Genomic DNA, 13,118 nt, shown 5'->3' on the forward strand with positions numbered 1-13,118 from the left:
GACACACATGGCTCCGGAAGAATGGCCGCAGCGCGTCCTGACCTTCACGGCATGGGACCAAGCGGAGACAACGGCCGCACAGCACCTGCTGCCCCTGCTGGCCGCCAACAACGCCGAGCTGGCCCACTGGTCGTTCCTGCGGAAGTTCCCCACCTGGCGGCTGCGATACCGCCCCGCCGGTCCGGCCGCGGCCAAGCGCCTGGACCTCGCACTGGATGAACTGGTCTCGGCCGGCGCCCTCGCCTCCTGGAAGCCGGGGCTCTACGAGCCGGAGGAAACCGTCTTCGGAGGACCGGCCGCCATGGCTGCCGCACACCTCCACTTCCACGAGGACAGCCGCCACATCCTCGAACACCTCGCCCGCCAGCAGTCTGGAAAGCCCGACCCACTTGGCCGACGGGAACTGGCCGTCTTGATGCTCAGCGTGGCGATGCGCGCTGCCGGCCTCGACTGGTACGAGCAGGGCGACGTGTGGGCGAGGGTCGCGGCTGAGCGAGACGGCGGCATAGCAGCGTCCGACCGGATGAGGGCATCCGTGCAGCGACTCATGACCGTCGACGTCAGCCCGTCCAGCAGCCTCGCCCGCGACGGCCGACTGGAGACGCTGACCGACTGGATCAACGCGTTCGACGCCCTCGGCCGCCGACTCGCCGACCTCCACCACGGTGGGGAACTCCAACGCGGCCTGCGGGCCGTACTCGCCCACCACGCCATCTTCCACTTCAACCGACTGGGCCTCCCCCGGGAGGAACAGCACACCTTGTCAACACTCGCGAAAGAGGTAGTCATGGGAACGAGCGACAGCGCCGCGTTTAGCCCCAGCACGACGTCACCGACCACTACGGTCAGCGACGTGAACAGTGACACCATCGAAGCCAGCGCCGCCGACGACCTGCGTACTCAGCTCATCGACCGGTTGGTTACAGAGGGCTCGGTTCGCACGCCTCGCGTGGAGGAGGCGATGCGGACGGTACCCCGCCACGTCTTCGTCCCCGATGCTCCGCTGGAGGCGGCGTACAGCAACGCGCCCGTCAACATCAAGTTCGACGACAGCGGTGCGTCCATCAGCTGCGCCTCCCAGCCCGACATCGTGGCGATCATGCTCGAACAGCTGGAGGCGGAGCCGGGGCACAAGGTGCTGGAGCTGGGCGCCGGCACCGGCTTCAACGCGGGACTCCTCGGCTACCTGGTCGGCGAGAAGGGCCACGTCACCACCGTCGATGTGGACGACGACCTGGTCGAAGGCGCCCGCGCCGGACTCGTTGCTGCGGACATCGACAACGTCGAGGTCATCCTCGGCGACGGCGCACTCGGTTACGCGCCGAACGCTCCCTACGACCGCATTGTCGCCACGGTCGGCGCCCACGGAGTCCCGCACGCCTGGCTCGACCAGCTCGCCCCCGGCGGACGACTCCTTACCCCGCTGCGCCTCCGCGGCAGCGTCTCGCGCTCGATCGCCTTCGAGCGGGCCGAGGACGGCGCCTGGCGCAGCGTCGGCTCCGAGATGAACACCTTCATGCCGCTGCGACGCGGCATCGCGGACGACCCGCGCCGCTTCGTGCAGCTCACCGACGACGGCTCTGTGACCCTCGTGACCAACGGCGACCAGGTCGTCGACGCCGAGGCCCTGGCCGGGGTACTGGGTCAGACCCGCGCCGAGGCATGGACCGGCGTGAACTTCCGGGGGCCGGAGTCGGCCGAGTGGCTGGAGCTGTGGCTGACCTGCACAATGCCGAACGGCCTCAGCCGGATGCCCGCAACCCGAGAGGCCATCGACCGGGGTGTGGTCAGCGCCCCGTACGCGAGCTCCACCGCCGTGTTCGAAGGCGGCACGCTGACGTACCTCACCCGCCGTACGGCCGCCGAGAAAGCCCCGGACGGTGCCACCCTGTACGAGTTCGGTGTCATCGGCCACGGGCCCGAGGCGCAGGCCCTCGCCGACCAGGTCGCCGAGCAGATCCGCGCCTGGGACCGCGACTACCGCAGCCGCGAGGTGCGGTTCGAGATCCAACCGGTCGACACCGCTGCACTCGCACCGAAGCCTGGCCGCTTCGCGCTCGACAACGCACTCAACCGCCTGATCATCGAGTGGCAGTGAGATGGACGCCAACCGGATAGCACAGCGGTTCCCGCTGGTCGCTCGTCCGCGCCCCGCGTGCCCGCCGCTCTCCGAGCGCGTCAAGGAGATCAGCACCCTGGCTGAGACCGCTCACCAAGAAGGCGGTCTCAGCCAGGGAGCCACAGCGATGAACAAGTCGGCCCTGATCGCCAGTGACTGCGGTCTTCCGAGCCTTGCACGCGAACTGTGCTGGCGCCACGCCGAGATCTACCTGCTCGCCCAGCCGTTGGGCGCGCAGGAAGCGCGGTATGCCTTGGAACCTCTCGTCAACCTTGCCCGTCTGCACATCCGAGATGGCGAAGGGGAACATGCCTACCGGCTCCTCGACACCCTGAACCGCGCGGTAAAAAGCAAGACTGATCTGCTCTTTGAGGATCACCTTGTATCGTTCCGGAACCTCACGGCCACAGCAGAGGATCACCGGACCGTGTGCCAGTGGCTGTGGACGGTGCTGCTGGGCGATGGAACGCGCGCGCTCGTCGCAGCCAAGCAATGGGACCGAGCACGGGCGCATGCTGTGCAGCACAAAGGAATTGGCCGTCGCCTATTCGACGGCCGCCAGGTGGAAATCGTGACGCGCTGCCTCGGGGGAGACCCAACCTCGGCACGCCGGATCATCGACGAGAGCACGCTAACCGAAACCTGGGAACACCCCGTTGCGGCATGTCTTACGGTGCTCTGCCTCATGGTCGGCGGAGGAGCGCCGGAGGGCGCAGGCGAGAAGATGACAGCGGAGTTCCTGAGTCTCGACACCGGGTCTGAACTGTCCGTCTTCCGCACACGCGTTGGGCTGACAGCCCTCGACCTCTCCACGCACTCCAGCCAGGCCGAGGTCGCCCGTCGCCTCGTGAACGACGCGGTGCGTTTCGGAGACGGCTACGTCGCGCGAGACGTCCTCTCGCACGCCGCTTGTTCCGCAGAGATGACCGCAGGAGAACAACGCAGGCTGACCGAGGCGGTCGGCTCCGCTGGGCTGGGATGCGGCGCTATGCCGCACAAGCTGGAACGGGACCTCCTTGATGCCGTGGAGGTGAGCACGACAGCAGTTATGCAACACCTCGTTGGCCGGCACTCTTCCTAGCCTCGACTTCCAGCCCATGACCTCGCTCGAATGGAGCCCCACCCTTGACTCCCGTCACCGATCCCACCGTATGGCGGGACGAGCTCGTGAGCCGCCTCGTCGACAGCGGCCACTTGCGGACCCCGGAGGTCATCGCCGCGTTCCGGGGCACCGAGCGCCATCGGTTCCTCCCCGGTATCGATCTTCAGACCGCCTGCGTCGACGACGCCGTGGCGATCAAGCACGACGCGACGGGCGCGATGATTTCCTGCATCTCCGCACCCTCCATCGTCGCCACCCAGCTCGAACAACTGGGTGCCCAGCCCGGCCACAAGATCCTCGAAGCCGGGGCCGGCACCGGCTACAACGCCCGGCTGCTGTCAGAACTCGTCGCTTCCGAAGGCCGCGTGTGGACCGTGGATGTCGACCAGGACCTCGTCGACGGCGCACGGAAGAACCTCGCTCAGGCCGGGGCCGCAAACGTGACCGTCGCGCTGGGCGACGGCGCCGCCGGTCTGCCCGAGCACGCGCCCTTCGACCGCATCCAGTTCACGGTCGGCGCCGGCGACATTCCCATGCGAATTCTCGACCAGCTCGCCCCCGGTGGACGCCTCGTCATCCCGATGCGGATTCGCGGCAGCATCTCCCGCAACTTCGCGTTCGAACGCGACGGCCAGACCTGGCGGACGGTCTCAACAGAGATGATGACATTCGTCCCCCTACGCAAGGGCATCTGCGACGACGTCTGCACCATGGTCGACATGGCAGGTGAGGGCGACGTGCGCCTGGAGACCTACAGCGAGCAGAACGTCGACCGCGAGGCGATCCGCACCGTCCTCGACCAGCCCCCAGCCGCGATCTACACCAACGTGAAGTTCCGCAAGGGCGACTCCTACCAGTGGCTCTACCTGTACCTGGCATACCTGTTGCCGAACGGCCTGTCCCGGATGCCGGGCTCCCGCACCGGCCTCGTCCCGAACTTCGGCTGGGGCTCGATGACCGCACTCGATAATGACACCTTGGCCTACCTCACGAAGCAGGAAGGCGATGACGAGCACGGCCATTTCTGGCAGATCGGGGTCATCGGCCACGGCCCTCGCGCCACCGAGCTAGCCGACCAGGTCGCCACCGAAATCAGCGAGTGGAACCAAAACTGGGGCAACAACGCACCCGAACCCAGCTTCCGCATGGCTGTCGGTGATGCCCGCAACCAACTGACAGCCTCTGAGCCCCGTTTCGTCATGGACAAGCCCTGCAGCCGCCTCGTCGTCGACTGGCCCCGCAGGAGTTGAACCGACGATGCCATCACAGCAACGGAGAGAATTTCAGCGCCGTTGACCAGCATCACCGAACATGCAGCGCAGCGGCATTTCCCTTCTGGGTGCCAACACCCTTGCGTAGCGTGCATTTTTCACAGGCTCGTGACCTGAGAGCATCGATTACTTCCCTGATCTACCTGTAAAATCAACGAAGGCCGGAAACGGTCACCCGGGCGTCGCGGACATGACGCGAGACGACAAGTCTGCGCCCCCGGAGGACATCGTGCCCGCCCCGTTTCCCGCCTTAGCCGGTATGACGGCCCACCTCGGCCGCGCCCGACGCAATGCGGTCACCAGCTACGCAGGCGCGCCATCCTTCAGGCGCGCTGACGCCTCAAGTCCCGCAGTCACGCGGGTCATTGCCGCTGCCCCGAAGGGTAACGCGGGGTCCCTCGGACGCACTCACCTGGCAGAAACCCAATTCCGTGAGCATCACTGTCTCCCTGGTTGTTGTGCTGGCCGTCATGGTGTGGCTGCTGATCCGCAAAGGCGGCCTCAAGGCCGGCCACGCAATTGCGGCCATACTCCTCGGCTTCTATCTCCACGACAGCTCGCTCGCTCCGTCCATCAGCCGCGTCGTGCAGAGTGCGGTCGAGACGATCAGCGAGATCCGCATATAGACCGGCCGCCGGGGCACCCCCGTGGGCCCGGACCATACGCCGCCTCCCCCGTCGGCTGCGGTCTGGCGCGCGTGCCCCGGCGGCCACTCCCACGCGAATCCCGGCCTGCTCGCCACGGTCCGCGCACCCGGTGCGGATGCGCTGCTCGCTCTTTCCCTGCCAGCCATTCCCTCCTCCCTGCCAGGACCACGTTCCGCGAGGTCACCAATGTCTGATCTGTCATGCCCGCGACCCATCGGTCACCGACGTGGCCAGCGCCGGCGTGCGCGCGGCGCCGAGCCGCTACGCACCGAGAAGGGGCTGCGCCTGCGGCTGCGGCTTCTGGTGCTCGTGCCCGCCCTCTTGGTCACGGCGATCTTGTGTATGGCGGCTGACGTCGGCACGACGGCACGCGTCCATGTGGATGGCTGGATCATCGGGGCGGTGGCAGCAGCCGCTGGCCTGGCCGTGCTGGTCTCCGCGGACTGGCTGGCCGTTCGCACGGCGGCTGAGCTGCACCGGCAGCGCAGCGAGTACAGCGATTCAGTGCATGGCTGGCTGCGGCACTTCCAGGCGGGTGTGGACGAGGGACGCAAGAGCATCAGCGATGCTCTGGAGAAGCTCGACCGGGGCGAGCGGCCTTCCCCTCCCGACTTCTCCCCAGCACAGGCGAAGCCCGAGGGCAACCCGTGGAAAGAAGCCGAGGCCGCTCTGTTCCAGCTGCACGCAGAAACGTGGCGGGCGGTGGTGAACGGGCGGCAGACGGAACTGACACAAGCGCTTGTCTATCTCGCCGGGGGCTTGACCCTGCTGCTCGTACGCGCGCTGGGCACCGTGACGGAGCTGACCAAGCAGGTCCAGGACCCGGACGTGCTGTATCGGGTGTTCGACGTCAACAACCTGCTCAAGCGCATGCGTCGGTCGGCCGGACGGCTGGCGGTCCTGGGCGGTGTGAAGGCCCGCCAGCTGAACCAGCCGATCGGGCTGGTGGATCTGCTGCGGGGCGCGTCGGGGGAAATCGAGAAGTACGCCCGGGTCCGCATGCACACGTCCACCCTGGATGTGCGGATACCGGGCTTCGCGGGACCCGACCTGATCCACCTGCTGGCCGAGCTGGAGGAGAACGCCACGCTCTGCTCGCCACCGGACAGCAAGGTCATCGTGCGCGCGACGAGGGTCACCGCCGGCCTGGCCGTGGAGGTCGAGGACCGGGGCATAGGTATGGCCCAGGGCGAACTCGACCGCTACAACCGGATGCTGGCCAATCCGCAGGACACGGACCTCGCCGAGCAGCTGGCCCAGCGCCAGACCGGCCTGCTCGTCGTGGCCAAGCTCGCCCGCCGGTACGGCATCCAGGTGCAACTGCAGAAGAACCTCATGCACGGCACCACAGCGCTCGTGGTCGTGCCGGACAAACTCCTGCTCTGGCGGCACGAGTCGGCGGCCCTGCCTCCGGCTCAACCTGCCGCACACGGTGCTGCTGCTCCGGCCCCGGAAACGGAATTCGCGGGGCATCCCGGCCCCCGGCCGACTGGCGGTCCCAGACCCAGTCCCCCCGCTCCGGCCCCGGCAGGAACGGCGCCCTTGCCCTACCGTGCCGCGCGGCATACCCCGGCGCAGCACCCCGTCGGTTCGGCAACGATCAGTGCCACGCCACCGCCGGGCCCAGGACACGACACGCGCCCCCGACTGCCGCAGCGGACACCACAGGCGACGGTCCATGAGCCTGCGGCCCCTACCGCGCCAGAGGCCGCACCCGCCTCACTGTCGCCGCCGGATCCCGCCTTCGTCAGCAAGTTCGCCCAGGGCGTGCACCGCGCGGAGCAAGCCGAGGCAGACGGCGTGGCGCAGCCGTCCGAGGAGAGCGCGAGATAGCCGCTGGCTCCCCGCCTCCCGACCACGTCCTTCGTGCCCGCCTTCACGCCTGGGCACCAGCCGTACAGCGTACGAAGATACGGAGAATTCGATGACCACCGACTCGACGACAGTCAAGCCGGAAGAGATTGTGGACCAGCTGCTCAACGACCTGGCCCAGGTGCCGGATGTGACCGGAGTCCTGCTCGCCTCGCAGGACGGTCTGCGGCTGGCTCATGCAGGACCGGGAATGGACGGCACTCTGGCGGACCGCCTGGCCGCAGTGATCAACGGCATGTACTCGATCGCCAACGGTGTCGACGACGGCAAGGGCCGTGTCGAACAGGTCCTGGTCAGGAAGAACAACTGGATCCTGTTCATCATGAGTTCCGGGAGTCCGCCGGCCGTGGTGGCGCGGAACGCGGGACGTGACCCGGACAAGGTCGAAAGCGTGTTGGGCGTGCTGACCAACACGCGGGCGGACGAGGGTGCCGTCGGTTTTGCGATGGTCAACCTGATCCAGCGGATGGGCGAGTTGCTGGCCACACAGGCACGCGTGGGCGGGGCCCCTTCCGGTGACGGCCAGTGAGATGGCGGCCGCAAGCGGCCCGGCCTGGACCGTCGAGGACACCGAGGCCCCCAGCCTTTATGTCCTGACCGGCGGCCAGACCAAGCCCACACACGACTTGCAGCTCGAGACGCTGCTGTGGGCCGAGGGAGAACCGCCCTCCGGCCAGCCACCAGAAGCCGAGCAGGCCATGGCGTTGTGCCGGGAGCGGCCCCTGGCCGTCGCCGAGATCGGCGCCCTGATCGGGCTGCCGTTCCAGATCACCAGGATCCTCATGTCCCGGCTGATCGACATCGGTGCGCTGAGCGCCGTGACCGCCGCAGGCTCCGCCGACCTTCCCGACGTTGCTCTCCTGAAGGCCCTTCGCGATGGACTCCTCAAGCTCTGACCTCGGACTCTCACGCCCGCTCGCCGACGCGAGGCCCACCTCTGTCAAGATCGTCGTCGCCGGCGGGTTCGGCGTCGGCAAAACCACCTTTGTGGGCGCCGTCTCCGAGATCACCCCGCTGCGTACCGAGGCCGTGATGACCGCCGCCTCGGAGGGCGTGGACGACCTCACGCTGCTGTTCGACAAGAAGGCGACCACCGTCGGCATGGACTTCGGCCGAATCACCTTCCCGCAGCTCAACACCATCCTGATGCTGTTCGGCACGCCAGGACAGACCCGGTTCTGGTTCATGTGGGACGAGCTCACGCGAGGCGCCCTCGCCGCGGTCGTCCTCGTCGACACCCGCCGTCTCGACGAAAGCTTTCCCGCGGTCGACTACTTCGAGCGACTCGGACTGCCCTTCCTGGTCGCCGTGAACGAGTTCGACAACGCCAGCCGCTACGACCCCGACGAGGTCTCCTCCGCACTCGCCCTGCCGGCCACGGTTCCGGTCATGCTGTGCGATGCCCGCAAGCGGGCGGACGCGGCCGGCGTCCTCGGCCGACTCGTCGACCACGCGCTCATCCGCTCGCATGCCCCCGCCAACCTCCTTCAAGGAGCACAGCTGTGAACCCCCACGCTCAAACCGACCTCCGGTCCGCCACCGGCTCCGAGATCGACTGGCAGAGCCACCTGCCCGAATTCCTCGACCCCGCAGCTCCGCCCGTCGGCGCCTTCGACGCATTCGCCCAGCAGGTCGCCGCCGCGGCAGGCACTCCGTACGCGATGCTCAACTGGGTCGGCAGCGAGCAGTTCTTCCTCGGTCTCGCCAACCCCGCAGGGGGCGAACTGCCGGTGGTGGGCCGCACCATGCCACTGACCCACGGCTTCTGCCCGCACGTCGTCCAGCGCCGGGGCTCGCTGGTCCTGACCGACGTCCTCGACTTCGACGAGTTCGCCGGCAACCCGGTCGTCGACGAGATCGGGGTCCGCGTGTATGGAGGAGCCCCCCTCATCGACGAGCGTACGAACCATGTCTGGGGCACGGTCTGCGTGGTCGGCACCGAGCCGCGCGACCGCGCGGAAGGCCGGCCGCTGTGGGCCCTCATCGACCACTATCGCGACCTCTTCATGACCGAGTTCTACCGGCGCACCAGCGCCTAGCAGCACCCGCGCGCCCGGCCGCAGCACCCGCGACCACCACCCCCCAGGGGGAGACAACGATGCCCACGATGTCGTCCACGACTCCGGATCTCACGCCCGACTACGAAGCCCTGGTCCAGCACTTCGACGAGTTCACCAACGCCGAAGTCACCCCCCGAGTCCAGCGCATGGAGTCCTCCCCTCACGCCGTGGAACGCGACCTGGCCCTGCTCATGGCCGAGCAGGGATGGTTCGGCGCCACGATCCCCCGCCAGTACGGCGGTATGCATGCGGGACATCTCGCCAAAACCCTCATGATCCAGAGAATGGCGCGGGCCTCGGGCGCGGCCGGCGCCATCCTGCAGGCGAGCCAGCTGCCCGTATCGATGATCATCCACTTCGGCAGCGACGAGCAGAAGGCCCTGCTGCTGCCCCAGGTCGCCTCCGGGGACACGCTGCTGTCGATCGCGGTGACCGAAGAAGAGACCGGCAGCCACGTGCTCGGCATGGAGACCACCGCCCGCCGCGAGGGCAGCGACTGGATCATCGACGGCAGCAAGGTCCATATCGGCAACAGTCACATCGCCCACGTCCACTGCGTCGTGGCCCGCACCGACTCCGCCGACACGGCCGGCTCCCGCGCCCTGACTGCCTTCCTCGTCGAACACGACCGCGACGGACTGACCGTCGAACCGCACCGGCCCGCCCTCGGCCTGCACGGCTTCAGCTTCGGCAAGCTCACTTTCGACGGCGTACGAATACCCGAGGCCAACGTGATCGGCGGCGTAGGCGACGGCAAAGACATCGCCTACAGCAGCAGCATCCTCTATGGCCGGCCCAACCTCGCCGCGGTGTCCCTCGGCATCCACGAAGCGATCGTGGAATGCGTGACCGACTTCCTTGAGGGGCGCCGCCGCTACAACGGCACCCTCGCCGACCTTCCCGTCCTGCGCGACCGGGTCGGCGACATGAAGTCCCGGCTGATGGCCAGCCGCGAGCTCGCCTACCTCGCCGTACGCATGCTCGACTCCGGCCGCAGCTGCGATGACCGGCTCATCAACTCCAAGTACCTCAACCATAAATGGGCCGTTCAATCGGGCCAGGACGCCATGGAACTGCACGGCGCCCACGCCTTGCGCACGGACTACGCCCTCCAGCGGCTATGGCGGGACGTCCAGCACACCTACTCGCCCGCCGGAACCGGTGAAGTACAGCGCCAGCGCCTGGCCGAAACCGAGCTCGGTGCCCCTCCCGTCCAGTGGTCCGAACGGCTCGCCGCCAAAACCTCGCTCTTTCTCCCCACCAGCACAGCCGCCTGACTCCCGAGCGCCTTCCCTTCCTCTCCTACTCAGCCGACACGGAGCACCTCCATGACGAGTACCACTCCCGCCGTACGTACGGCCGAAACAGATGTGTCCGCGTTTGTGGTCGGGGCGCGGCGGGAGCTGGACAGCATTGCAAACCGGGGCATCGTCTCCGCCCCACGTGCCGTCGCCGACACGCTCACCACGCTGGAGGAGCTCGCCCCCGCCCTCATTCCTCACGCCCTGGCCCTCGCCGCAACGCTCGATGAAAAGGAACGGTCCGACCTGCACGAGCTCATCGAGCGGACCGAGCGCCGCGCCGCCGCTCGGCCGCGGGCAGACCTGGCATACGAACATCTGCTGGTGCTGGTCAGCCAGTTGCAGGAGCTGCTGCGCCAGCTGGAGCGAGCGCACGGCATCTCCTGCCGAGGCACACAGGCAGGCGGCGCCAGGCGCCGCGGCGACCAGGGCTCAACCGGACCACAGATATAACGACTCGCTGCTCGAACCCGAAGAGGGAGATCCGTTGACCTGCGACGACACTGAACTCCGCGTTGCCTGCTGGAACCTTGAGCACAACGGCGGCAGCGGACAGCTGCGACGTCTTCCATCCAGCCCATGGTCCACATGCGCATCGGCCGTCGGCATTTCGGCCACGGTCGCCATCTGGTGGGACCGCCTGAATCAGCGGCCGGTGACGTGCGGGCCACGAGATTAGGCGGCTGGGATACGACTCAAAAACGTGCGTTCGAAGCCGGACGTCGCGTCGTTGTTCCGGTCGTCATCAGCTATCCCCCAAGTCGGCGCCGGAGGTGCCCAGTTGCCTGTAGTTCAGGCTCCCCCGAACGATCTCCGAGCGGCCCTGTGGCCGTTTGCGTTCGCCTTCCGGTTTACCGACAGGGCGAGGGGAGGTAGCTGGTGAGCGCCGAGCCCACATCTCAGGCGTCTGACGGCGCGGCGTCGCGCCGATTGCCGCCTCCGCCGCCCGCCGAGCTGCGCTACGGCGGCCGGTACGCCAAGAACCCCCTGACAGACGCATCGTTCGCGCAGATGTGCAGGCGGCTTCCGTCAGTGCTGGCGCAGACCGCACGGATGGCGTGGGCGATCGACCGGTCGGCGGTGCTGCTGCTGGCGGGCTGCCAGCTGGCCATCGGCGTGAGCGCCGCCGTACTGCTCACCGCCACATCCCGCGCGATGCACTGGATCCTCGCCGACGGCGAGGTGGCCGACCGGCTCCACCAGGCGCTGCCGGCCCTGCTGGTCCTCGCCTGCGCCTCAGCGGCAGGGCGGGTGGCGACCGCCCTGTCCTCGTACGCGGACGGCCGGATCACGCCGCGGTTGACGACCGAGTCCGACTGCGCCCTGGTGGCGGCGGTGTGCCGGATGGAGGCCACCGCGCGGGCGGAGGACGGCTGCGCGGACCGGCAAGAGGCGGCGGAGATGGGGGTGGTCCGCAGCCACGTGATGGTGCAGGACGCCACCCGGTTCACCGCCGCTGTCGTACGTATGGTCAGCGCGAGCGGGGTGCTGTCGGTGCTGCACCCGCTGTTGCTGCCGCTGTTGCTGCTCGCCGTCGTCCCCGCCGGCGTGGGCGCCGTCCTGCACGCCCGTGTCAGCTACGAGACGCACTACGCCAACGTGGGCGACCGCAATGTTCGGCAGAACCTGCGCGGCTGGGCGACCAGCGTGAAGTTCACCGATGAGATCCGCGCCAACGGCATGACCTCGTACCTGGTGTTCTGGTACCGGTCGATCTCGGAGCGGATCGACGCGCGCACCCTCGCCGCGGCGCCGAAGATGTTGCGGATCGTGCTGGTCAGTTCGGCGATCGGCGGCATCTTCCTCGTCGCCACCTGGGCGGGTCTCGCCTGGCTGGCGGCCAGCGGGCGGATCGAGCCGTCGATCGCCGCGACCGCGGTCATCGCGGTGCAGACCGCGCTGGCCGCCCTCAGTCAGCTCGTCATCTACGGCGCAGCCATGTTCCACACCTCCCTCTACCTCGCGGACATGGGCGGCTTTCTCGACTACGCCGCCGAACGCGCGCCCAACCGGGGCGAGTTCACGCCGAGTCGGCCGGTGGAGGAGATCCGCCTCGACGAGGTCGTGTACCGGTATCCGGGCAAGGAGACTCCGGCCGTGGCGGGAGTGTCGCTGGCGGTGCGCAGCGGCGATATCCTCGCCGTGGTCGGCGAGAACGGCTCGGGGAAGTCCACCCTTACCCGGCTGCTCGCCGCCATCTTCCTGGCCGACAAGGGCATGGTCTCCTGGAACGGCCGCGACGTCGCCGACCTCGACCCCGACAGCCTGTGGGACCTGTCCGGGCTGGTGCCGCAGAACTTCGCGCAGTGGCCTCTGTCCGTCCGCGACAACGTCACCCTCGGCCAGCCCCGCGAGGCGGGCGACGACCTGGTGTGGCGGGCCTTGGAGGAGGTCGGGCTGCGGGACGCCGTCGAGGAACTCCCCGACGGCCTGGACACGCTGCTGGCCCGGGAGCTGTGGGGCGGGACGGAACTCTCCGGTGGGCAGTGGCAGCGCCTGGCATGCGCACGGGCCCTGTATCGCAGGTCAAGCCTGCTGATCCTGGACGAGCCGACCAGCCAGATGGATGCCCGCGGCGAGCACGCCATCCTGGAAGAGATCAAGACCATCGCTGCCGGCCGGATCACGATCGTGGTGACCCACCAGCTGGTCAACACCAATTCTCCGGGGGTTCGGCCTGTCGCGGTGGCGGGATGCTCAGGTTGATGCAGCTCAACGCCGGTGCGCTTCAGCTTATCCATCGCAA

At 68.2% G+C, this 13,118-nt stretch carries 12 protein-coding genes; all 12 read left to right on the forward strand.

Going from position 1 to position 13,118, the window contains the following annotated elements:
- Positions 1 to 7: 7 nt before the first annotated feature.
- Positions 8 to 2,098 carry a methyltransferase, FxLD system gene (gene fxlM / locus HDC93_RS03110; protein WP_185006860.1) on the forward strand — a complete coding sequence of 697 codons (2,091 nt, stop codon included), beginning with the start codon at positions 8 to 10 and terminating at the stop codon, positions 2,096 to 2,098.
- Position 2,099: 1 nt separating this feature from the next.
- Entirely contained in the window at positions 2,100 to 3,200 is a 1,101-nt protein-coding gene (locus HDC93_RS03115) for a hypothetical protein (protein WP_185006863.1), read from the forward strand.
- Between the two features lie 86 nt (positions 3,201 to 3,286).
- On the forward strand, positions 3,287 to 4,471 hold the full coding sequence (gene fxlM, locus HDC93_RS03120) for a methyltransferase, FxLD system (protein WP_398983583.1): 1,185 nt from the start codon (positions 3,287 to 3,289) through the stop codon (positions 4,469 to 4,471).
- A gap of 452 nt (positions 4,472 to 4,923) precedes the next feature.
- Positions 4,924 to 5,118, forward strand: a complete 195-nt coding sequence (locus HDC93_RS03125; protein WP_185006866.1) for a hypothetical protein — start codon at positions 4,924 to 4,926, stop codon at positions 5,116 to 5,118.
- Positions 5,119 to 5,325: 207 nt separating this feature from the next.
- Complete coding sequence (locus tag HDC93_RS03130) at positions 5,326 to 6,972, forward strand: ATP-binding protein (RefSeq protein WP_185006869.1); 1,647 nt, start codon at positions 5,326 to 5,328, stop codon at positions 6,970 to 6,972.
- Between the two features lie 91 nt (positions 6,973 to 7,063).
- Positions 7,064 to 7,540: a roadblock/LC7 domain-containing protein gene (locus HDC93_RS03135; protein WP_185006871.1), complete on the forward strand. Its 477-nt coding sequence runs from the start codon at positions 7,064 to 7,066 to the stop codon at positions 7,538 to 7,540.
- 1 nt (position 7,541) lies between these two features.
- Positions 7,542 to 7,907 (forward strand): DUF742 domain-containing protein, encoded by a 366-nt coding sequence (locus tag HDC93_RS03140; RefSeq protein ID WP_185006873.1) that lies wholly within the window; start codon positions 7,542 to 7,544, stop codon positions 7,905 to 7,907.
- Positions 7,888 to 8,517, forward strand: coding sequence for an ATP/GTP-binding protein (locus HDC93_RS03145; protein WP_185006875.1), 630 nt, complete (start codon positions 7,888 to 7,890; stop codon positions 8,515 to 8,517). The genes HDC93_RS03140 and HDC93_RS03145 overlap by 20 nt, the downstream gene beginning before the upstream one ends.
- Positions 8,514 to 9,050: a GAF domain-containing protein gene (locus HDC93_RS03150; RefSeq protein WP_185006878.1), complete on the forward strand. Its 537-nt coding sequence runs from the start codon at positions 8,514 to 8,516 to the stop codon at positions 9,048 to 9,050. Before HDC93_RS03145 ends, HDC93_RS03150 begins: the two co-directional genes overlap by 4 nt.
- 59 nt (positions 9,051 to 9,109) lie before the next feature.
- A complete protein-coding gene (locus HDC93_RS03155; RefSeq protein WP_185006880.1) occupies positions 9,110 to 10,348 on the forward strand; it encodes an acyl-CoA dehydrogenase family protein in 1,239 nt (412 codons plus the stop codon).
- 51 nt (positions 10,349 to 10,399) lie between these two features.
- On the forward strand, positions 10,400 to 10,825 hold the full coding sequence (locus tag HDC93_RS03160; protein WP_185006882.1) for a hypothetical protein: 426 nt from the start codon (positions 10,400 to 10,402) through the stop codon (positions 10,823 to 10,825).
- A 426-nt stretch (positions 10,826 to 11,251) separates the two neighbouring features.
- The gene (locus tag HDC93_RS03165; protein ID WP_311774474.1) at positions 11,252 to 13,078 is read left to right on the forward strand and encodes an ABC transporter ATP-binding protein; all 1,827 of its coding nucleotides are present in this window, start codon (positions 11,252 to 11,254) and stop codon (positions 13,076 to 13,078) included.
- Positions 13,079 to 13,118 lie beyond the last annotated feature (40 nt).

The sequence above is a fragment of the Streptomyces sp. AK010 genome (assembly GCF_014207295.1).
In the GTDB taxonomy this organism is placed as follows: domain Bacteria; phylum Actinomycetota; class Actinomycetes; order Streptomycetales; family Streptomycetaceae; genus Streptomyces; species Streptomyces massasporeus.

What these genes read in the sequence shown, in the direction of transcription:
- fxlM (WP_185006860.1), top strand. Translation starts at nt 8, where the DNA reads ATGGCTCCGGAAGAATGGCCGCAGCGCGTCCTGACCTTCACGGCATGG.
- HDC93_RS03160 (WP_185006882.1), top strand. Translation starts at nt 10,400, where the DNA reads ATGACGAGTACCACTCCCGCCGTACGTACGGCCGAAACAGATGTGTCC.
- HDC93_RS03145 (WP_185006875.1), top strand. Translation starts at nt 7,888, where the DNA reads ATGGACTCCTCAAGCTCTGACCTCGGACTCTCACGCCCGCTCGCCGAC.
- HDC93_RS03155 (WP_185006880.1), top strand. Translation starts at nt 9,110, where the DNA reads ATGCCCACGATGTCGTCCACGACTCCGGATCTCACGCCCGACTACGAA.
- HDC93_RS03130 (WP_185006869.1), top strand. Translation starts at nt 5,326, where the DNA reads ATGTCTGATCTGTCATGCCCGCGACCCATCGGTCACCGACGTGGCCAG.
- HDC93_RS03135 (WP_185006871.1), top strand. Translation starts at nt 7,064, where the DNA reads ATGACCACCGACTCGACGACAGTCAAGCCGGAAGAGATTGTGGACCAG.
- HDC93_RS03140 (WP_185006873.1), top strand. Translation starts at nt 7,542, where the DNA reads ATGGCGGCCGCAAGCGGCCCGGCCTGGACCGTCGAGGACACCGAGGCC.
- HDC93_RS03115 (WP_185006863.1), top strand. Translation starts at nt 2,100, where the DNA reads ATGGACGCCAACCGGATAGCACAGCGGTTCCCGCTGGTCGCTCGTCCG.